We start from the raw sequence: 20,348 nt of genomic DNA, 5'->3' as shown, positions 1-20,348 counted from the left end.
GGTTGTAGTGACAGAGGTTCCTTAATCCACCAAAAATAAGGGGACAGAGGGATCCTCGTCCCATTCCAAATGGAATATTGGTGCTGAAGAGATTAAAGAGTTAAGAACAGCAATATCCGATGTCAAATTTGTCAATCCAAGGGGTGTTCATGGAGGATTAGGTTCAACTAGAGCACATAATGAATTGTTAGCAATAATAGATACTTCTAGCGACTATAATACATTTGTTAGACGACTTAATAACTGGGCTAATTATAGATTAGAGGGTGGGGTTTGGTCTCTACCACCAGGTCTAAGATTAAGGTAGGAGGATTTTATAATGGAAAAACAAGGATGGGTTTCGATTTGGTTAGGAAATATTAACGATGAGGACTCTATAGGAGAATATGTTGATTTAACGTATGATGAGGATGGCGAGTCTGTCCCTTCCCAATTCTTTATCGAGTTTAATATTGATATGGATGAAACAGATGAGGATACTATAGAAAAAGCGGTCTATAAAAATAATAGTAGTGATATATCATTATTATTAGAGGGGTGTTCTTATGAAGAAATTGTCATCCCAAAAATCCAAAAAAGTATAAACCTAAAGAAATCATATAATGCAGTGATTTTAATATATAATTTTGAATACAACAATGAAATTAGTTCATCAGGTGCTTTTGATTTTATTGGTGCTGCAAGATATGAGTAAGAGAAACCCTTAAGATTTGAAAATCTGATTAAGTGTTAACTCATAGATTACTTATCTGGTAAGATTACTATATATTACAGATAAAAATAGTTTAATAAGACTGTTAAAGAATTTAGATAACTCTTTATTACTCCATAACTTTGCAGAAAATTAAAAGATGGTCACTGTGACGCCCCGAAATTGTCGAAGATTTTGAGGCGTTTTTCTGTTTTTGTTGCGAATTTTTTTGGATGTTTGAGAAGGATATAAAGATCAGCACTAAGGAATTATCGTTTCCAACAAAATTATCAGAGCTTGCCTCTGTATGGCTGTCGCAGAAATTTTCCCAGTTCCTTGGTACACTGGAAGGAAGTTTCTTTGCCATCGTCGATATCGTAGCCGGTCTTGCCGACTCGCTCATTGCACTGTTCACGGATCCAATCGGATTCTTCAAGGGAGCTATCAATACTGTTCTGCATCCGATTGACACCGCCAAGTACATTTGGAATGACCTGAAGCAATCCTATGAAGAGGAAGTCGTCAATGGGGATGTCCGAAGCGGATCGAGGTACTTTTCCTATGCAGTGACCTACATCGCCGCATCCATTTTCGGAACCAAGGGCGTAGACAGAGTCAATAAAATGAGCAAAGCCGGGAAAATGAATTCCAAACCTGACGTCCCTTACAACGTCTTGACCACCGCAAAAATAAAGACCTTCATCAAGAACGGAGTCAAAAGCACCTTCGGAAAAGTGGAAGACACCGTTCATAACCTGCTTTCTTCCCGCAGCGGAAAACGGGCAATGGAATTGGACAGGCTTTCCTCGCACTTACAGGACCTTTTCAGAAAAACCAGAAACGTCCTGAACCCTGATAAAATCAAAACCGCCATCGACAAGACCTATCAGAAAGTGTCGGCTGGACCGATCTCCAAGGCTGTTCAATTTGGTGTTTTTTCCAGGATGGGCAGGGTTTTGTTGAATGAAGATGGGCATGTGGTGATTCCTGGGAAGGGGAAGGTTTCACAGGGTGAGAGGGTTGGTGTTGGGACTAAGGGTGTGGGTAAAGAGTATAAAAACTATAAATATGTGGAATATACTGGAATAACGAAGATTAATGGAGAAGAAAGAGATATTAGCAGAAGGGTTTTTCAAAGGATTGATATCGATTATAAGAGAATCGATCCTGATACTGGCATGACAAATTTTCAATTAATGAAAAAAGGAAGAGCACCAATTTGGAAAGATGGAACGGTTATAGAGCTTCATCATTTAATCCAAAGAGAGCCAGGATCAATGGTGGAAATTCCTGCAAGTATGCATGATGAATATAATAAAATTTTGCATGGTTTGGTGGAGAATGGCGGGAGCTTTAGGAATGACCCTGTATTAAAAAAGCAATATGACAACTTTAGAAGTAAATATTGGAGATGGAGAGCTAAGCAAATAGATAAAAGTGAATTGTGAAAGGAGGAACCTTGATTGGATAAAGAGGAATTAATAAACTTTATTAACGAACACAAGGAATCAGATGACTTTACAGGTGGAGTAGATGAAAGTCAAATTAAATCAATCCAAAATGAGCTAGGGGTGGAATTACCAGAAAGTTATAAGTGGTTTTTAACTACCTATGGTTCTGGGGGGTTATTTGGAGTTAATATTTTAGGAGTGGCTAAGTCAAATAGGGCTCCGGTTGTTGTTAATACAATGAGATATAGAGATTTAGGAATGGACAAGGATTTAGTAGTTATTGAAGGTGCTGGAGAATATGCTTATTGTCTATATATCAGTGAAATGGAGAATAATGAGTGCCCGGTAATAGCGTGGAATAGACCAGGGGGACTTGATGACTACAATACAGCAAAGGATTTTTATGAGTTTTTATCACAAAGGTTGTTGGATGCAAAAGAAGCATGGGAAGAAGATTATTAAGATAGATAAATTGTAAGAAATTATAAATGAGATTGCTGAAAATCAAAAACTCTTGATGGTTGTACCATCAAGAGTTTTTATAATGATATTTTGTTCACAAAAGATTTCCATATAATTATGCGAAATGCATTTTAATCCTATGAAGTATTTTATATAGCTAACTATAAAGCACTTGATTGCCTATTAGGTAACTTTCCTATGCAGTGACCTACATCGCCGCATCCATTTCGGCAGCAAGGGCGTAGACAGAGTCAATAAAATGAGCAAAGCCGGCAAAATGAATGCCAAACCGGACGTCCCTTACAACCTCTTGAGCACCGCCAAAATAAAATTTGGAATATTCTTTAGCTGGAAAATTACTAGTTGAAGTAGGGAAAGGGTTTACTCCATCCGTTGGTACCCGCAAGTTCTTTAGCACAGTGACATGTTATCACGACATGTCTTTTTTCTGTATATGTGCACAGTAAGAGAGGGACGAGGGGCCGGCCTCCTCATCCCTTCCTTCACTCCTGAAAAATCCAAATAATAACGTTGCATATTAAGTGAAAAACCCTGCAGGAAGTTATACAATTGCAAAGATGCTATCAAACCATTAATCTACTTCTTGAGAAAGGCGATAGAAAATTGAACTTATCAAAGACTAAAAGAGTACAGCTGGTATTTCTTCTGGGGTCACTTGCCATCTTAGGGCCATTCACGATTGACACGTATTTGCCTTCGTTTCCTACGATTGTTGACGATTTTCACACAAATGCTTCGTTGGTCCAAATCAGTTTAACCACTTGTTTATTAGGACTCGGAGTAGGCCAATTAATTATAGGGCCTATGAGTGATGTACATGGCCGTCGTAAACCATTGGTCAGCTTCCTCACTTTGTATTTTTTATCCTCTGTCACTTGTGCCATCGCGCCAAATATTTATACATTGATCGTTTCCCGGTTTATTCAAGGCTTTGCAGCTGCAGGCGGACTGGTTATTTCAAGAGCCATTGCACGGGATCTGTTTAGCGGGCGGGAACTAACGAAATTTTTTGCTTCTTTAATGTTGGTTGGAAATCTTGGTCCGATTATAGCGCCGATTATAGGTGGTGGTATTCTAACGTTTACGAGCTGGAAAGGGGTTTTTATTGTCCTGGCATGTATCGGCGTGTTCTTCACATTCACTGTTACCTTGAAACTTGAAGAGACGTTGCCTACTGAAAAACGGGTACAGGGAAATTTTAAGCAGGTCATCAAGAACTTTGGGATGTTATTAAAGGACCGTGAATTTGCTGGGTATGCCTTTACTCAAGGCTTTATAACAGCAGGGATCTTCGCTTATGTTTCAGGTATTTCTTTTGTCTACCAAAACATTTACGGCGTTTCACCTCAAACGTTCAGCTTCTTATTCGGAGTAAATGGAGTGGGCTTGATTATAGGGACTCAACTGGTTGGGCGGCTGTCAGATTATATACCGGAAAAGACATTCTTGAAAATTGGTTTAGGGCTTTCCAATACAGCTGCTGTATTATTGCTGACAGCCATTATTCTAAAGGCATCTCTTCTATTTGTGGCGATTCCTATTTTCTTCTTAGTCATGTGCATCAGTATTATCGGAACAGCGTCATTTTCTCTGGCAATGGAGACAAAAGGGCATGTGGCAGGAAGTGCATCTGCGTTATTAGGGGTGCTGCCGTTCCTGCTTGGTTCCTTAACAGCTCCGCTTGTGGGGGTAGCGGGTGAGTACTCCGCGCTTCCGATGGGGATCATTATATTGGCTGCAAGCTTTTTGGCCTTCTTGTCTTACTTCTTATTAGTCCGGAAAGCCCATTGGGACATAGGGACAGGTTCCTTGTCCCGCGACTGAGGGGCCCTTTGTTTGAAATATGCATGGGAGGATAAGGGTCCACTATCATCAAATAAACAGTTTTTGTGGGATAGTGGACTTGTCCCCCTTGTCACATATTAATTAGTAAATAGCCGGCCTTCATAACGTTCGTCACAGTTAGTGCAATAGCTGGCAAAAGGCTTTGGATGTTCAGGTTTAGTTATTGTTTTTGAATAATCCGGTTCAGCCAAGTTAATCGAATTGCAAGTGGGACATTGCAAAAATTGCTCTTTATTCATATACAGAGCACTCCTTTTTTATGTGATAATTAATTAAAATCTGTTAAATTTGCAAAGTCAAGCGTATCTTCAAGAAAAATTTTAATATTGGAACTCAGTGGCAAGAATAAGTAAAATCTTTGTTCTATGAGAGTCGAGGTATGCCTAATGTTTTGCAGCTGTCCACCAACAGTGCAGCTTATTCTCGGCAGCCGCTTTTTACATTCCCTGCCATATTGCATCTGGTGTTTCCGTTATTGACCTGGCAGCTGTTCTTCAAGAATCACTTACGCAACCGGCGCAAATCAACACTTAGACTTGGCCGGACGAATTGCAGAAGTGCAGCTTTGTGAAGGAATTTTGAATAAGAACATTTGGAAGGCAATGGCACGTTGTTATGTTATTAAAGAAACAGGTGTTGATAATGGAAAAAAGAATGGAAGGCATGCTTTCTCAATTAATCTCAAGTGTTGGCAATTTAAATGTAATGGTCGGGCAAATGAAAACTGAGAATGACCAGCGCCATAAAGAGGTGGTTGCTAAATTGGAGAATATTGAATTGGATCAAGACTATATCGGGGAGAATGCAGTACGGAATGAAAGAGAGATTGCCCGGATAGTGAAACAGAAAAATTAATGTTTTTCATTTATTTCCCCTTTTTTATCCCCAGGGACGGGTTCCTCACCCCGCTCGTTTTTCCATCCATTAATGCAGAATTTTAATCAATGAAGAGAGGCGTGTCATTATTTCGGCATGTCTCTTTTTTGTATCTTTATTTGAAAGGGACAATGTACCTGTCCCTCCGTCCCGCCTTAGTCTCACTCACTCCTATCAGGTCTTTTTATTAACTTTTTCTTCAATTCCTCTATTTTCTTATCATATTCGGCCATCTTTTTATCAAATGCTTGATTCTTTTCTTTTTCAGAATCAAATAGGCTTTTATTTTTTGGCATATATAAACTCCTCCCTCCATAATCTTGCGCTGCTGTTTGTTTAGATTATGCTTTATTGATCTTTATTGCTTTTCAGTCAGTGGGAACGAAGAGGATTCTTATCGAATCCGCCCCTGACTGTCAGTAACAGCACCGCTGTTTTGGCCTAAGGTATGCAGCTTGGACGGGATATCTTAGTCCCTCGTCGTCGGCTGGTAAATTTCTTATCCAATGGCTGCATGAAGATAACGGGCAATAGTAAAATCAAGAGACGTCTGATGGGTCTTTTTTTATAATACAATTCTAATAAGGAGTTATTTGAATCATGACCAGGATTAATGAATCATATGATTGGATATAATCTGGAAATCATGGGGGCTGGGGTATGATTTGGGTTCTTTATCTAGCTGCGTTATATGTGTTATTTAATGGAGGCCATCATTTAGTCGGAGCTATAGTGGCACTTATCGGTTTTCCTATCTGTACATTATGGATGTCCAAAAAGGCAAAACTGTCTCAGAATGAAACTGCGCGTGAATACAGGGGAATAGGTCAGTCCGTTGGTGTATCAACATCCAGCACTAAATCTGCCAACACAAAAAAAGCAAGAAAGAATAAAGAGTATAGAAAGGAAGAATACATTCCCGGTGACATAGAAGGGTATTACGAGGACCCGGAAAACCTTCACCTGCAGGAGATAGACAGGCAGGAGGAGCGAAGAAGGAGGAAGGGTGCTGACTCCTTTACAGATGGTTATTCTGCAAAAAAGGAAGACGAAAGGGCGAAGCGAAAGGCATTAGAAGAAGAGGCTTATCTTCTTCGTAAGCATAATGCTGATCACTGGAAAGTAAAAGCAGCCGATGATGCCTTAGGACGCACGCAAAGAGAGCGGGACTGGGAAAATGAAAAACAAGCTTACCAGCCCGTATGCAATACATGCAACCACTGGGACTCCCAATGCCGCTGCTGCAACACGTGTGACGATTATCCATGTAAATGCTGCTACAAATGTAAAGAATATCCCTGCGAATGCTGTGAAGAGTGCGGAGAGGCAAGGTGCCGTTGTTGTTCCAGATGTGAGGCATACCCTTGTGAATGTTGTGATGAGTGCGGTCAGCCGGATCGTTACTGCCGCTGCTGCAGCCGTTGTGATTCGTATCCATGTGAATGCTGCGATGAATGTGGAGAAGCGAATTGCCGTTGCTGCCGGACGTGCGATTCATACCCTTGCCAGTGCTGCAGGACATGTGATGACTATCCTTGCAGGTGCTGTTCAAGGTGTGACTCGTACCCGTGTGAGTGCTGTGACGATTGCGGCCAGCCGGACCGGTATTGTCGTTGTGATTAGAGGGATAAAGGCTATAGGCCATTAAAAGATGGTCACAGTGACGCCCAGAATCTTCTTGACTCTTATAAAAGTTATTTTTATTGGTATCGCCTATAATTCCATACTGGTTCGCGCTGTGTTATTCATCGCTCTGGGCGGTGTGGGGATTGTACTTTCGCGGTTTTATAATAAGAAGTAAACAGGGGGACGGTTCTACTGGTGCGTTTTTGTATCAAGAGAACCGTCCCTTTGCGTATATACCAGTGTCATGTATGAGGCTGGCTATCGGGGTCTGATTCCCAGGATCCCCAGTACATTAATGTAAGATAAGATGATAAGGAGGAATTTTGACAAAAGAAGAGAGTTTGGTATCTTGGTGCGATGTATCATATAACCGCACGTGGGAATCGTCATATTGCCCTTTTTCAGAGAAAAGAAGATCATCTAATGTATTTAGCAATCCTCTAGGATGTCCGCGCAATGTTCCCTTTTGTTTTGCATTCCTACTGTTTGATGACCAACCACCTGCATGTTTAAATTGAAACCATCCAGCATTACGGAAAGACATCAAGAAAGAACTCCACTAACGATATGCCATTTACCTTAATTGACATTTGAAAACGGACGGCCGCCTTTTTCAGGGGAGATCGGGTCGAATTTGATTGAATTGAATCACTATTTTCTTGAAGTCAGCCATTTTATCTATCTCAACCCGATAGGAGTAATAAAATCATAAACGGATGGATGAGCTATTTTCTTATAATTGGCCATCTACTTTAAAATGCCCCCCAATACTTTTTTGAATTTTTTAAAAATTACTCAAGGGAATGACGTACTTCTGATTGATTTCAATTATATTGTGAAAAACAAACCATTAATATTAATTATGCTAAAAAGAGGCTGGGACAAAAGCTTTTCAGTAACTAAAAAAGCCGAACTATTTTAGAAATGCTATCTTAGCATTCTAGATTAGTTCGGCTTTTTGAATTCAATTAGATCTTAAGTGAAATTAGCATTCGGCTATAGACGCTAATAAAATAGTTATGTCCCAGCCTCAAGGTTTTTTGGTTATCTTAACATTGGGAAAAAATCCCCTTAATTATTATTCATTTTCAGAGGCGAAAGGGGATGGCTGTTTTTCCCAATTGGTTGGTCCCTCATTTGGCTCGATAAATTTTCTCCAATACTCCCCAGTTTGTTTATCAAATAGAATTATGTTTTGGTCATTCACAGGAACTAATTCATATCTGGATCCGTCTTGTGAATGTGCTTTTGCTACAGAGTCCTTCTGTAATGAGTTTGCAATTAGCCAGGAACTTAAAAGTATACAGATTCCTAAAAAACAGACAGAAAAATACGTTCGATTTTTATTCATGACTGCCTCCCAAAAAATATGTTGTAAAAAAAAGCAATTTAATAAAAGGATAAGAATTATTATCAAAGTGCTAATTTCCTAAATATTACATTATTTTTTTTAGTATTACAATAACTATTCTCATAAGAATATTTATTCTTTTGGGAATATTTGCACAATATGGAAGACTGTTGGATTATAATCACTTTAGAGACTATTTAGGCCTAAATACCTCCCTGTTTCACCTTGTGGTTAGTTTGACGATATTAGTTTTATTTCATATATGAAGTAAATAAGGTAATTTATTTGAATCAAGAAAATTAAGTTTATCAGTGAAAGGGTGTTTGGATTGAAATCTTCGAAAGTATTATTATCAATTGGCCTTGCATTATCACTTTCAACTTTTTCATTAAGTTCGGTAAGTGCACAAAAGAATCCTGACTTAAAGATTTCTGATCGACCTAACGCTTGTCCTGAAGTAGGTTCATATACTACTTCATATAGAAGTAAAACTACATCAAGCAAAACAGAGTTCACACATTATGCGTATAATGGTAGCTCCAGTAATGATACAGTCAGTCATTCAGTTGCGATATCTCATCAAGCAACAGTTTCATTAGGTGGAAAGGCATCATTTGATGCTTTGGTAGCAGGAGCTGAAATCAGTGCAAATGTTGGATATGGATATAACAACACAAAAACATTAACAAAATCTTGGTCCATTCCGAAAGGGAATTGGAAATTAACCGCTGGAAGTAAATGGGTGAAATCTTCAGGGACGCGGTATTACATCGCTCCACCATGTAATTTAACAAACCCTCAAACTACGACGGCAAACTATACTTATGCAACATGGTCTTCTAAAACTGCGCAATAAGAAAATAAATTAAGAAAACTCGATGAAGAAAATCTTTCATTGAGTTTTCTTTATAAAGTAAATTATTACATTTAGGTTTTACTAGTAGAAAGGTAAATTAAATACATACAACTTTATAAAAAGGGGGGGCACATTACAATGCTAAAAAATATTAAAACCTTTGCAGCTATTATTATGGTCATGTTGTCGTTGCTAGGATGTACAACTGTAGAAAAACCTTCATCTTCTGAAAATGAAATATCAGCCAAGCAACCAGTTATAGATATCAGTCAACAAGTAAAACAACCTACAGAGGATTTAGAACAATTTAATTTGGATCAAAGGTACACACTTGAAAAAAAACTATTGCCACCTAAATTTGTAATTACAAATTTTGAGATTGCTTATGATGATTCGAAAAAGGAAGTGTCATATCTAGTAGATTATTTAATAGATTTGGATATTTATGAAAGTCTAACAAAGGGGAAGCAAGAAATGTATTTTTCTTTAGAATACCCAGAGGATATACACAAACTTTATGAAACACCCTTTTCCCAATTAGTAAAATCAGAAGAACCTGCCAACAATAAAATGAACTATCAAGTAACTATTACGCAAAAGACTGCATCTGATATTAGTACTCAACAAATAAAACAAATTACGAATAACTTAGAAAAATATAATCTTCATATTGCAGATAAAGATAAAGACACAATAGCGATATTTGATGACATCATCGGTTTTCTGGATTATGAACCGGGAGTTTCAAAGTCTGAGCATGTGGATGACACAGAATAAGATACAAGGGCAAGGGGTAAACAGGGGGACGGTTCTACTGGTGCGTTTTTGCATCAAGAGAACCGTCCCTTTGCGTCCTATTAATAAAACGTTGGATTAATGCTGAAAAAAGGATATTAGATCATTGAGGATAAGTATCGCAGTTAAAGGGGCGGCAGGGTTTCCGTCCTTGATTTTGAAGCTGAATCGAGTAACCAAAAGAGAAATGAGGCATTCATTTCGGCATGACTCTTTTCTGTATCTTTAGATGAAAATGACAATATGCCTGTCCCTCCGTCCCGCCAATCCTTTATAATGGTGGCATAGAGACAATGCTGCCTGCTGTTAATACAGGCTGTCAAATCGTAAATGGAAGGGGATTCGAATTGAAAGCCTATATCATGAAAATTGAATTAGAAGGGTCCAATCCATTAATCTGGAGAAGAGTCATCATGCCGGCAGGAGCGACATTTAACAGGCTTCATGATGCCATCCAGACAGTGACCAATTTTAAAAGTGGTTATCCTCATGGAAGTTACCACTTCTTTGAGTTCGACCTGCCTGAAGATCAGCGGATTGTTACCGATAATGAAGAGGCTTACCTGGAGCATCAGCATTATCAGAAGAACAAAGGCTTGTTTGAAGAACGCTTGAGAACAATGCCGCCGGAAATGCAGAAATTTGAAAAGCGTTATCAGGAAAGATTGAAAACTGAAGTGCGCAAACCTGCCAGTCTGAAAATTGATGAGTACCTGGAAAAGCATAAGGAAATCAGCTATGTCTATGATTTTGGTGACGATTGGCGATTCATCGTAAAGCTTGAGCAGGTTGTCGATGATTACTACTTTGGTTATCCGACCCTCCTTGATGGAGCAGAGACTGCACCCCCTGAAGATATCGGCGGGCTGCATGGGTTCTATGAGTTCCTGGAGGCTTATCGTAATGAGAAGCACACGTGGGACATAGGGACAGGTTCCTTGTCCCACCATGCACATTTATCCATCCCAGGGACAAGGGACCTGTCCCTTCGTCCCGAAGAAAAGAGGGTGCGACATGACGGTATCGTATAAAAACTTTAGAGGAGATACCTATTATTTGCACAGTAAGTTAACCAAGAAGGGCAATACGTCCTATCATTTCTCAAAAAAAGAAGAAGGAGCTGCAGACATAAGGGAGATCCCAGTTGGATATGAAATCTATGAAGAACCCAATGGAAAGGTGTATTTGAGAAAGAAAACAAAAGAGTACATCCATGATAAGGAGATACAAATCATTCAAAAAGGAATGGAAAGGTATTCTGAAATAAAAGATTTTAAATTGGTTATTAAAAAGAACATGATTTATGTATATACTGCCGATCAAGATATGGACACCCCGCCAGGCTTTCAACAGTATGACACCCAATTGCGTTTTGCTCTGATAGATGAGAACGAACGGACTTTTGAAGTGGAAAGGTTTTGTTATTCAGGAAGTATCGACGACTGGATTCCTATAGATGGATCAGAGGATCTAGAGACATTGGTTCAAGAATACACTCAGCACCTTGGGAAAGATTCTTTTTATGAGCTTGGATGGTGACTGGTACATAGAAACAGTTTCCTCGTCCCCTGACTGGGAGGTCCTTATTATTTAACATGTGTATAGCAGGATTAGAGTACACTATAAACAAAGAAGCTGTTTTGTGGGACAGTGGACCTGTCCCCTTGTCCCTTCCCTCGGCCAATCTTAAGGAAATATAAGAGGTGAAAGTAGAATGGGTATTGTGCAAGCGTTTACAGGTGCAATTGGAGGAACATTTGCTGACCAATGGAAAGAAATTATCACTGCGAATCATTTTGATGAGTACACTGTGTTATCGCCGGGTGTATTGAAACAAGTAAACAAAAGACATGGATCGAACTATAATCGTTCAAACCGGCTTATTTCAAATGGTTCGAAAATCTATATCCCTGAAAATACAGCTGCTTTCATTTTTAGTCAATCCGGCATTGAAGAAATCATTACAACTCCGGGTGGCTATGAGTATCAAAATGGCCGGAAAAGTATTTTTAATGGTGACGGAATTACAAGCTCTATTCTGAAGCAAGTAAAAGATAGAGTTGGGTATCGCGGGCACTCATCTGACCAAAAACAAATCGCCTTTGTCAATTTACGTGAAATTCGCGGTATTAAATTCGGTACAAAGGGACCGCTTGTTTACAATGATTTATTCTATGGTACTGACCTTGAAATATTGGCATTTGGTTCATTTTCACTAAAGATTGTGGATGCGGAAAAATTCATTAAAAATTATGTGCCTGCAAATGTGAATTTCTATTCATTTGATAGTCAAAAAGCGAGAGCCCAGATCTTATCTGAATTTATTCAATCTTTTGTTGATGCACTAAATTCCCTCTCTATAAAGTATCGAATATCACAATTACCATCACAATCCAATGAAATTGCTGCTATTATTTCTGATGCCAACTCAAACGCTGGGACATGGAAAGACCGCTTTGGTTTCGAAATTGTTAAAGTTGGTATTGAAAATATTGAATTCTCACCTGAATCAAGAGAGTTAGTTAAACAATACTCTTCAAATAAAATGGGCGTGAAAGCCTTCGAAGATATTTCTCAAAGGTCATCCAACATAGCCGCTCAACAAAAAATTGCCCAGGGTATCCAAGATAATGGTTTAGGGAATGCAGGAGGTATGGTCTTTGGAATGAATATGTCTCAAGGGTTAAATCATCAGAACGCCTCACAAAGTGGAACGAATATAGAAATGTCGTTCGATGAGCAAATCGAAGCTCTCAAGAAGCTTAAAGACTTGCTCGATGCGGGAATCTTATCGCAAGATGAATTTGACGCTAAGAAGAAAGTGATAATGGGGCTGTAAATTATGTTAATAAATGCATTAAGTAAAGTGCCTGCGAAATATCATGATGGTCTTAGAAACGGATTGTTGTTTGCAGCATTTTTCGCCTTTATTTTCGGTATGTTATCCTATGGGGCTTTTACCGAAAAAACAGAGACGATTACAAAAGAAACAGGACACCTTTTCTGGAAAAAAACCACAGAAACCACCATTCATCATGATTTAAGTGAGAGGATGCCAAATCTAATAGCCGCTATCGTGTTAATAGTAGTGGCAGTTGTTTGTCTTGTTACCGCTTTAAGGTTGACACTGCGATTTGGACAATATAAAAAATACTTACCTATTATCAAAGGGCATGACCAACTATTAATACAACAAGTCGCGGATATTACTCATTCAGATTATCGCCGAGTTATGAATGACCTTCAGAACATGATCGATTCAAATTACATTAATGGGTATTATATTGATTATAAGAATGGAATATTAGTAGATAAAAATCATATTCCAGAAAAGTTTGTTAAGAAGGCAGTTAAGTGCCAAACGTGTGGTGCAAGTAATGAAATGGTAACCGGACAATCTAATTACTGTCAATACTGTGACAGCTTGATGGTTTAGGGACAAGGGGACAGGTTCCTTGTCCCACCATCTTTATGTACACCGCCAATCTCTTATCCTTTGAGTTCTACTACCAGGGAGCGGGGAAGCGTACTCCCCGACTTCTGAGTATTAAGCGGGACAAGGGACCTGTCCCTTCGTCCCGTTGAAGTATCAGTATATGTGCTGATGCTTTTTTTATTTTCATGAAGAGACAATGAACCTGTCCCTCTGTCAAGCGCTGCCGAATTTACTATTCTAGAATAATTATTGCGATTGGTCTTTTAAATTGAATTTTAAGTAATCGCCCTATTTAAAGGTTTGGCTGTCACTAATCCCAACCTGCCCCTCACCCGCTTCCTCAAAGGGAAAAACCTGTATGAATCAAAAGAACTGTTTCGACATTTTTCATGGATTTTTTCACCTGGGCGGGACGATGTACCTGTCCCTCTGTCCCGTTTCTATCAGAAAACGCTTTCATAATATAATTCTAAAATTTTTTCAAAAACCCATTGACCAGCTCTAACATTATAGGATAAACTTACAAACAATTTAAATAATTCAGAAAGAAGGTGTTGGATGACGGAGCAGATTTCTTGATAGGCGGTTTCCTGATCGATGGGAATGACGTAGGGAATGGAGCGGATGCAGGTGTTATACATAGGTGGTGAAATGATTACCGCAGACGGCCTGGAAGTAAAAATCTTTAAACTGGCAGAAGTTCAGATAGGACGAGCTTTGAAGATTTTACCTAAGCTTACGATGTGGATGTAAAAAAAGTAGAACTAGTCTAAGTGTATCCAGAAGGAATGACAAACCAACTAAATTAATGGAGGCGATTTAATTGTTAAATGAACCAGTAGTAGCCACGATGCTCATCCTTGCTTTGATTGCGGTCGGGGAAGTCATCTCCATTAAGACCAGGGCAAGGGTGCCGATGCTGTTAGTTGTGCTGTTAGGCTATCTTGTCTTAATGTGGGTCGGTGTCATTCCGAAAGACCTTGTTGCGAATTCCACGTTTTCAACGGTTGGGGCTGTGTTGATCGCGCCATTGATCGTCCATATGGGTACGCTGATCCCTATGAAAATCATCAGGCAGCAGTATAAATCAGTCATCATCGCTTTGCTCGGAATCGTTATTGCTGCCGGCACGATCCTGTTGACGGTTTCGCCAATCTTCGGCTATAACACAGCGGCGGCAGGAACCGGGCCGCTTACCGGGGGAATCATTGCCTTTGTTGTAACATCTGAAAAATTACAGGCCATGGGTTTGACAGCTCTTATCACGATCCCGGTCCTTGTCCTTTCTCTTCAAAGCTTGATCGGCCTTCCGTTGACGACGTACTTCCTGCGTCGTTACGCCGAAAGAGTCAAAGCACAAATGGGAAGCAAGCTGTATGTTGCAGCAGCGAGTGAAGCGGCCGTTCGACAGGAATCAATTGGTGAAGCTGAAGAGGTGGAAGAAGAAGCTGTGAAGAAAAGCTGGATTCCTGATCGTTACGCAACTTCTTCCATTCTGCTGTTTCAATTGTTCCTTGGCGGCTCGATTGCGGTGGTTGCCGGCAACCTTACAGGGATTCACTACAGTATCTGGGCACTTGTCATTGGTTTGGCTGGAACGCTTAGCGGTTTCTATCGCGACAAGATGATGGAACGGGCCAATTCCTTCGGGGTAGGGATGGTCGGTGTCATCTTCGTCATCATTCCTTCTATGAACCAAGTAACGTTCGGGTTGTTTTTACAGAACCTGCCGGCTGTGGCTGCAATCCTGGTAATCGGTTCTGCTGGCATCATCCTTGGAGGGTTCCTTGGAGCAAAGCTGGTGAAATGGGATGTTACGAAGGGGATTCCAGTCGCGTTGACAGCGATGTACGGATTTCCCGGCGATTACCTTGTATGCGAGGAAGTCAGCCGCAGTGTGGGGGAGACGAAAGAAGAGCAGGAGCATATTTTCAACGAAATCCTTTCCCCGATGCTAGTAGGTGGATTCACCACCGTTACGATCGCGTCGATTGTCATCGCAAGTGTCCTGATGGGGACTTTGTCATAACTTGGGTGGGACAAGGGGACAGGTTCCGTGTCCCAGGGACAATGAACCTGTCCCTCTGTCCCACCAAATTTTACCTAATGGAGGATCTTATATGAAAACGAAAATAACCAACATCCAATTATTTGATGGGAAAAACTCTGAAATGACCAAAACGACGATGATATTTGATGAAAAAATGATCCTGGAAATCGGTGACAAGGCTAGAGATGCCGAAGCAGATCAGGTTATCGATGGAGAAGGCTTGACCTGTGTGCCCGGATTGATTGACTGCCACGTTCACCTGACAATGGACGGAAACGCAGATCCTTTTGTCGACAGCCTCGGAAACACCGAAGCGGACGATGCTTTTAAAGCTTATCGCAATGCTCAAAAGCAGATTGAGAGCGGTGTGGTGACGGTCCGTAATGTCGGCTCCAAAGCCAATGTTGATATTGCGCTCCGTAATGCAATCGAAAAAGGGGTCGTCAAAGGACCGAGGATCGTTGCTTCCGGAGAACCGATCGTGATGACAGGGGGCCACGGACATACGATGGCCATCGAAGCTGATGGTGTCGATGAGGTTCGGAAAGCGGCCCGTACTCAGTTGAAGAAAGGGGCAGATCTTCTTAAACTGATGGCAACCGGAGGGGTCATGACACCTGGCGTGGATCCAAACTCGCCCCAGCTTGGTGAAGATGAACTGCGATGCGCCTGTACAGAAGCAGCTAATGCCGGAAAAACCACGGCAGCACATGCACAGGGAGTCGAGGGAATCAAAAATGCAATCCGTGCCGGCATCACCACGGTGGAACATGGCATTTACCTGGATGATGAGGCAATCGGCATGATGCTGGAGCGGGGCACGTTCCTCGTCCCGACCCTGGCCGCTCCATTTAATATCGTTGAATACGGCCTCGAATCCGGGATACCGGCACATGCCGTGCAGAAAGCGGAAAGTGTAATGGAGGACCACCAAAAGAGCTTCTATCAAGCGTATCAAAAAGGTGTGAAAATCGCGGCCGGTACAGATGCCGGGACACCTTTTAACAGGCACGGTGACTTTGTGACCGAGCTGGAGCTGATGGTAAAGAACGGAATGAAGCATGATGACGTACTGCGTTCCGCAACGAAAACAGCTTCGGAAGCCATGAGGATTGACAACAAAACCGGAACAGTGGAAGTAGGAAAGTCCGCAGATCTGCTGCTTGTCCAGGGAAACCCATTAGAAAACATATCAGCTTTGCGCAAGGTCGTAAAAGTTTTCAAAGAGGGAGAATGCTATTTTTCAAAAGAGATAAAAGAAAAAGCTGCAGTTGTCTAACGGGACAAGGGGAAACGGGACACGGGGACAGGTCCCGCGTCCCAGGGACAATGAACCTGTCCCTCTGTCCCGCCAAAAATAAAAGAGGATGGTGTTATGTAATGGAGAAATTATATCAGCAGCTCGATCATTTGTACGATGAAATGGTGGAGGTTTTCCGCCACCTTCATATGCATCCTGAACTTTCTTTTGAAGAAGTGGAAACGCCGAAATTTATCGAGGACTACCATACTAAGCTGGGGCACGAGGTTCGGACAGGAGTAGGCGGCCGCGGGGTTGTCGCCAAGCTTAAAGGGGGGAAGCCGGGTCCGACTATCGCCCCGCGTGCCGACTTTGATGCCTTGCCGATCCAGGAAGAAACCGATCTTCCTCACAAATCCAAAGTCGATGGTGTGATGCATGCCTGCGGCCATGACGGCCATACTGCGGAACTGCTGATTCTGGCAAAAGCGCTTAACAAAATGAAGGACGATTTAGAGGGCACTATTGTCTTCATCCATCAGCACGCCGAAGAATACCAGCCTGGCGGTGCGATTGCCATGATCGAGGACGGCTGTCTTGAAGGGGTGGATGTGATTTTCGGTACTCACTTGTGGGCCAATGCCCATGTCGGGGAAGTGGGCTTCCGTTCCGGCCCGGTGATGGCTGCAGCAGATCGATTTCATATCACCATTCAAGGTAAAGGCGGCCATGGTGCCCAGCCTCACCTGACCAAAGACTCTGTTGTCATTGCATCCCAGGTCGTGACAAGCCTGCAGCAGATTGTTGCCCGCCGTGTCGACCCGCTTGAATCCGCTGTTGTATCCGTCGGCAACTTTGTGGCGAAGAATGCGTTCAATGTTATTGCTGATACAGTGGAGCTGACAGGAACAGTAAGGACCTTCAATGAAGATGTGAGGAGTTTAGTGGAAGGTGAAATCGAGCGCGTCGTAAAAGGCGCATGTCTTTCAGCTGATGCAGACTATACATACCAGTTCGTCAAAGGGTACCCTGCCTGTGTCAATCATCAGAAAGAAACCGAGTTCTTAGCAGAGCTCGCTGGATCTGTCCCAGGAGTGAAAAATGTTTATGAACCGGCTCCTCAAATGGGCGGGGAAGATTTCTCCTATTATCTGCAGCACGTAAAAGGAACCTTCTTCTTCACAGGAGCAGGCGATCCGGATTGGAAAGAAACCTATCCTCACCATCATCCCAAGTTTAAGATCAGTGAAAAAGCGATGCTTGTAGCGGCAAAAACAATGGGAAAAGCTGTTATAGAATATGCGAAGAAAGATTCTCAGCTGCTTGTGGAGCAATAAGTATGTACCAGGAACGCCCCGGGAGTTGTCGAATTCCGGGGCTTTTCTTTGGGACAATGAACCTGTCCCTCTGTCCCACTTTGATGCATAACTTGTTCATTTAGATGCAAAAGCAACCGGTTTTGATGCATAACTTTCATTTTAGAAGCATAACTCCCAAAGTTCGATGCATAACCACCTAAATTCAATGTATAACTCAAAAAGAGTATCATAATAAGTTGCTCTGCAGCCAAAGCTGCTTATCACTAATCTCGGGGACTGTCCCCCGCCACGTTATTACTGCACCAAAGCTGTTCATTCGTCATTAATATCTGTTCTTCATGCAAAGAAGACATGTCATCGTGACATGTCTTTTGGCTATATAAAGGCGAAACAGTATTGGAATAAGGACCTGTCCCTTTGCCCAGGCTACTTATTCAAATACCTCCACAAGGTTGTCCGGCTGATACCGAGCTGCTCGGCTGCTAGCGTCTGGTTGCCATTATGCTGGTCAATGACCAGCTTGATCAGTTCCATATTAAATTCATGTAATGTTTTGCCGCTGTTCACTGAAATATTCATTCCTTCTTCTGAATGAGGGATGCTTCCAACAATTTTTTGTTTACCCAGTATACTATTGACGTTATTACTCGATATATATAGGGATTTCGATAAGAATACTAATTCGGTCAGCACTTGTTTTAGTTGTTGGAAATTCCCTGGCCACGGAAATTGTGAAAGGGCAGCAAGAGCCTTGGGTTCGTACCCGAGAATATCGGTGTTGTTTTCAATATTTACCTTGTTTAGAAATATCGTGAGTATTGCAGATATTTCATTTTTCCGTTCTCTTAATGCCGGCAGATGCAGGCTTATACAGTTGACTCGTTTGATTAATTCTTTATAGGATTCTGATGTAGTCCCTTCAGAGGTTTTTTCGCAAAAAAAGATCAGGCGATTATTGGCGTGGAAGTTGGTTGATTCCATAACCGTGATTAGCCTCTCGAAATTTTCAGTTGAAATTTTATCAAAGTAGTTAAATTGAAATGTATTATCAACTTTAAGGAAAGGGCCGTTACTTGTGTTTAAAAGGTGTTTCCACATCGTATCATTCAGCAAGTTGGAATTGATCGTTATTAATGTATGGTTGTTTGTGTTTTGGCTGGTGAATAAACTTTGAGAAACGATCTCTTTTCCTGTACCTCGTTCCCCCAGAACGATAATTGGCGAATTACTTGAATTGATTTGTTTCATTTTCTCGCTGATCTCGTATGTGATAATAGGATTCTTGTATAAGTTTTTCTTTAATTTTTGTTCCACTTCCGCCTTATCTTCATATGTCACTCCGAATCTGGAATTCATGATCGGTGTTACTGATTTTTGGACAGTGACAATATAGAAAATATCATCTGTCTTATTTGAAATCGTTACTTTTAAGTTATATAGAGTGTTGTTTATTGTATGGTAAAAAGTATGTGGTTCATGGAATGGAGTGATTTCTTTTTTATTCAGCAAATACTGATAGATTGAGGCATTTATTTGTGAATCCAAACTTGAATAAATCAAGTCAAACTGACTGGATAAAATCAAGCAGTCTGTTTTGGATTTTTCAATCGCTTCTATTAGTAAGCTGTTTTGTAATTTATATTTTTGAAGATGTGTATTCAGCTTTATTGCTTGTTCAAACGTTTGTTTAATACTTTCACTTCCGGATGTAATAAGGATTGTATTCAGAGAATTTTCCAGAGCCAGTTTGTTCGTTATGGCATCACAAAGAACTAATTCAATTCCGTTATCTTCCAGTGATTTCAATAAACTTAACGTATCACTTGTATCATCTATCGTATAGATTTCTACAGAGTAATCCAATATGTCACAAATCAAATGCGCAGCTTCAGTAATGCTTGAATAGCCTACAATGGCAAATTTAGAAGTGTAATTCTCCGCTAATTTGATGGCTCCTATAATGTCATAAACAGATATTGAAACATCGATAACCGGGATGGATATATTTTTCCTGATTAAGTCAGCTGTCCCTCCCCTTGATATGACAATATCGTAATCGTTATGGATTTCCTTCAGGGCCAGATCCTTCCCTTCTTCTAAATCACCAGTATATGTATTCAGCAAAAGGTTTGTGAAAGTAGAACCTACATTTTCCATTGAGTATCGTAATTCTTCATAAGGTGCGATACCGAGGATTTTAATGATTTTTTGCATGTATATTCCCCTCAAGTGTTTCTTTTTTTAACACTTTACCATAAATTTTTGAGTTTTGGTAGCGCTTTCCTTTTGGGAGTTTCAAATTGTAACGATAAACGTTAATTTTTTGTTT

At 40.8% G+C, this 20,348-nt stretch carries 21 protein-coding genes and 1 pseudogene; 17 read left to right on the top strand and 5 right to left on the bottom strand.

Translation table 11 applies throughout. The features are described 5' to 3' along the window. Window positions 1–70: 70 nt before the first annotated feature. The 4 genes and pseudogenes from D3H55_RS25370 to D3H55_RS09960 all read left to right on the top strand — a co-directional run. A pseudogene (locus D3H55_RS25370) lies at window positions 71–307 on the top strand (T7SS effector LXG polymorphic toxin); the annotation flags it as partial. A 12-nt stretch (window positions 308–319) separates the two neighbouring features. After that, on the top strand, window positions 320–694 hold the full coding sequence (locus tag D3H55_RS09970; RefSeq protein WP_119546762.1) for an immunity 22 family protein: 375 nt from the start codon (window positions 320–322) through the stop codon (window positions 692–694). 230 nt (window positions 695–924) lie between these two features. Next, window positions 925–2,139 carry an HNH/ENDO VII family nuclease gene (locus tag D3H55_RS24905; protein WP_240628544.1) on the top strand — a complete coding sequence of 405 codons (1,215 nt, stop codon included), beginning with the start codon at window positions 925–927 and terminating at the stop codon, window positions 2,137–2,139. Between the two features lie 15 nt (window positions 2,140–2,154). Continuing rightward, window positions 2,155–2,604 (top strand): SMI1/KNR4 family protein, encoded by a 450-nt coding sequence (locus tag D3H55_RS09960; RefSeq protein ID WP_119546761.1) that lies wholly within the window; start codon window positions 2,155–2,157, stop codon window positions 2,602–2,604. 208 nt (window positions 2,605–2,812) lie between these two features. On the opposite strand, the gene D3H55_RS24190 is transcribed toward D3H55_RS09960, so the two are convergent. Then, the gene (locus D3H55_RS24190) at window positions 2,813–3,022 is read right to left on the bottom strand and encodes a hypothetical protein (protein ID WP_168413029.1); all 210 of its coding nucleotides are present in this window, start codon (window positions 3,020–3,022) and stop codon (window positions 2,813–2,815) included. 206 nt (window positions 3,023–3,228) lie between these two features. On the opposite strand from D3H55_RS24190, the gene D3H55_RS09955 reads away from it, so the two are divergent. The 3 genes from D3H55_RS09955 (at window position 3,229) to D3H55_RS09950 (ending at window position 5,325) form a co-directional block, all read left to right on the top strand. Then, complete coding sequence (locus D3H55_RS09955) at window positions 3,229–4,449, top strand: multidrug effflux MFS transporter (protein ID WP_119546783.1); 1,221 nt, start codon at window positions 3,229–3,231, stop codon at window positions 4,447–4,449. Between the two features lie 400 nt (window positions 4,450–4,849). Next, window positions 4,850–5,041, top strand: coding sequence for a hypothetical protein (locus D3H55_RS24185; protein ID WP_168413028.1), 192 nt, complete (start codon window positions 4,850–4,852; stop codon window positions 5,039–5,041). 71 nt (window positions 5,042–5,112) lie between these two features. Beyond that, the gene (locus tag D3H55_RS09950; RefSeq protein ID WP_119546760.1) at window positions 5,113–5,325 is read left to right on the top strand and encodes a hypothetical protein; all 213 of its coding nucleotides are present in this window, start codon (window positions 5,113–5,115) and stop codon (window positions 5,323–5,325) included. A gap of 182 nt (window positions 5,326–5,507) precedes the next feature. Here D3H55_RS09950 and D3H55_RS25235 read toward each other — a convergent pair whose 3' ends face one another. After that, window positions 5,508–5,642, bottom strand: coding sequence for a hypothetical protein (locus D3H55_RS25235; RefSeq protein WP_276310228.1), 135 nt, complete (start codon window positions 5,640–5,642; stop codon window positions 5,508–5,510). Between the two features lie 881 nt (window positions 5,643–6,523). Between D3H55_RS25235 and D3H55_RS09945 the strand changes: the two genes are divergently transcribed. Further along, entirely contained in the window at window positions 6,524–6,994 is a 471-nt protein-coding gene (locus D3H55_RS09945; protein WP_119546759.1) for a hypothetical protein, read from the top strand. 270 nt (window positions 6,995–7,264) lie between these two features. On the opposite strand, the gene D3H55_RS09940 is transcribed toward D3H55_RS09945, so the two are convergent. Beyond that, complete coding sequence (locus D3H55_RS09940; protein WP_119546758.1) at window positions 7,265–7,516, bottom strand: hypothetical protein; 252 nt, start codon at window positions 7,514–7,516, stop codon at window positions 7,265–7,267. A gap of 534 nt (window positions 7,517–8,050) precedes the next feature. Further along, the gene (locus tag D3H55_RS09935) at window positions 8,051–8,323 is read right to left on the bottom strand and encodes a hypothetical protein (protein WP_119546757.1); all 273 of its coding nucleotides are present in this window, start codon (window positions 8,321–8,323) and stop codon (window positions 8,051–8,053) included. A gap of 328 nt (window positions 8,324–8,651) precedes the next feature. Between D3H55_RS09935 and D3H55_RS23830 the strand changes: the two genes are divergently transcribed. The 9 genes from D3H55_RS23830 to D3H55_RS09895 all read left to right on the top strand — a co-directional run bounded on the left by D3H55_RS23830 (window position 8,652) and on the right by D3H55_RS09895 (window position 18,037). Continuing rightward, on the top strand, window positions 8,652–9,179 hold the full coding sequence (locus tag D3H55_RS23830) for a hypothetical protein (RefSeq protein WP_136035677.1): 528 nt from the start codon (window positions 8,652–8,654) through the stop codon (window positions 9,177–9,179). 138 nt (window positions 9,180–9,317) lie between these two features. Next, window positions 9,318–9,956, top strand: coding sequence for a hypothetical protein (locus tag D3H55_RS09930; RefSeq protein ID WP_119546756.1), 639 nt, complete (start codon window positions 9,318–9,320; stop codon window positions 9,954–9,956). 380 nt (window positions 9,957–10,336) lie between these two features. Then, window positions 10,337–11,005, top strand: coding sequence for a plasmid pRiA4b ORF-3 family protein (locus D3H55_RS09925; RefSeq protein ID WP_240628543.1), 669 nt, complete (start codon window positions 10,337–10,339; stop codon window positions 11,003–11,005). Further along, a complete protein-coding gene (locus tag D3H55_RS09920) occupies window positions 10,989–11,513 on the top strand; it encodes a hypothetical protein (RefSeq protein ID WP_119546754.1) in 525 nt (174 codons plus the stop codon). The genes D3H55_RS09925 and D3H55_RS09920 overlap by 17 nt, the downstream gene beginning before the upstream one ends. 175 nt (window positions 11,514–11,688) lie before the next feature. Continuing rightward, the gene (locus tag D3H55_RS09915; RefSeq protein ID WP_119546753.1) at window positions 11,689–12,813 is read left to right on the top strand and encodes an SPFH domain-containing protein; all 1,125 of its coding nucleotides are present in this window, start codon (window positions 11,689–11,691) and stop codon (window positions 12,811–12,813) included. 3 nt (window positions 12,814–12,816) lie between these two features. Then, complete coding sequence (locus D3H55_RS09910) at window positions 12,817–13,410, top strand: hypothetical protein (protein ID WP_119546752.1); 594 nt, start codon at window positions 12,817–12,819, stop codon at window positions 13,408–13,410. 823 nt (window positions 13,411–14,233) lie between these two features. Then, entirely contained in the window at window positions 14,234–15,439 is a 1,206-nt protein-coding gene (locus D3H55_RS09905) for a hypothetical protein (RefSeq protein ID WP_119546751.1), read from the top strand. A 91-nt stretch (window positions 15,440–15,530) separates the two neighbouring features. Then, a complete protein-coding gene (locus D3H55_RS09900) occupies window positions 15,531–16,739 on the top strand; it encodes a metal-dependent hydrolase family protein (RefSeq protein WP_119546750.1) in 1,209 nt (402 codons plus the stop codon). Between the two features lie 101 nt (window positions 16,740–16,840). Beyond that, entirely contained in the window at window positions 16,841–18,037 is a 1,197-nt protein-coding gene (locus D3H55_RS09895) for a M20 family metallopeptidase (protein ID WP_119546749.1), read from the top strand. Window positions 18,038–18,445: 408 nt separating this feature from the next. On the opposite strand, the gene D3H55_RS09890 is transcribed toward D3H55_RS09895, so the two are convergent. Continuing rightward, complete coding sequence (locus D3H55_RS09890) at window positions 18,446–20,233, bottom strand: sigma-54-dependent transcriptional regulator (protein WP_119546748.1); 1,788 nt, start codon at window positions 20,231–20,233, stop codon at window positions 18,446–18,448. Window positions 20,234–20,348: the final 115 nt, after the last annotated feature.

Source organism: Bacillus salacetis, from assembly GCF_003581585.1.
GTDB lineage: Bacteria > Bacillota > Bacilli > Bacillales > Bacillaceae_B > Rossellomorea > Rossellomorea salacetis.
Note: the sequence above shows the minus strand (reverse complement) of the source record. Positions and strands in the feature narration are given on the sequence as shown.

Bases quoted from the DNA above. Each gene is read 5' to 3' on its own strand.
- D3H55_RS24905 (WP_240628544.1), top strand. From the start codon at position 925: ATGTTTGAGAAGGATATAAAGATCAGCACTAAGGAATTATCGTTTCCA.
- D3H55_RS09970 (WP_119546762.1), top strand. From the start codon at position 320: ATGGAAAAACAAGGATGGGTTTCGATTTGGTTAGGAAATATTAACGAT.
- D3H55_RS09935 (WP_119546757.1), bottom strand. From the start codon at position 8,323: ATGAATAAAAATCGAACGTATTTTTCTGTCTGTTTTTTAGGAATCTGT.
- D3H55_RS09930 (WP_119546756.1), top strand. From the start codon at position 9,318: ATGCTAAAAAATATTAAAACCTTTGCAGCTATTATTATGGTCATGTTG.
- D3H55_RS09910 (WP_119546752.1), top strand. From the start codon at position 12,817: ATGTTAATAAATGCATTAAGTAAAGTGCCTGCGAAATATCATGATGGT.
- D3H55_RS09950 (WP_119546760.1), top strand. From the start codon at position 5,113: ATGGAAAAAAGAATGGAAGGCATGCTTTCTCAATTAATCTCAAGTGTT.
- D3H55_RS09890 (WP_119546748.1), bottom strand. From the start codon at position 20,233: ATGCAAAAAATCATTAAAATCCTCGGTATCGCACCTTATGAAGAATTA.
- D3H55_RS09925 (WP_240628543.1), top strand. From the start codon at position 10,337: ATGAAAATTGAATTAGAAGGGTCCAATCCATTAATCTGGAGAAGAGTC.
- D3H55_RS09940 (WP_119546758.1), bottom strand. From the start codon at position 7,516: ATGTCTTTCCGTAATGCTGGATGGTTTCAATTTAAACATGCAGGTGGT.
- D3H55_RS09920 (WP_119546754.1), top strand. From the start codon at position 10,989: ATGACGGTATCGTATAAAAACTTTAGAGGAGATACCTATTATTTGCAC.
- D3H55_RS09900 (WP_119546750.1), top strand. From the start codon at position 15,531: ATGAAAACGAAAATAACCAACATCCAATTATTTGATGGGAAAAACTCT.
- D3H55_RS25235 (WP_276310228.1), bottom strand. From the start codon at position 5,642: ATGCCAAAAAATAAAAGCCTATTTGATTCTGAAAAAGAAAAGAATCAA.
- D3H55_RS09895 (WP_119546749.1), top strand. From the start codon at position 16,841: ATGGAGAAATTATATCAGCAGCTCGATCATTTGTACGATGAAATGGTG.
- D3H55_RS24185 (WP_168413028.1), top strand. From the start codon at position 4,850: ATGCCTAATGTTTTGCAGCTGTCCACCAACAGTGCAGCTTATTCTCGG.
- D3H55_RS09945 (WP_119546759.1), top strand. From the start codon at position 6,524: ATGAAAAACAAGCTTACCAGCCCGTATGCAATACATGCAACCACTGGG.
- D3H55_RS09915 (WP_119546753.1), top strand. From the start codon at position 11,689: ATGGGTATTGTGCAAGCGTTTACAGGTGCAATTGGAGGAACATTTGCT.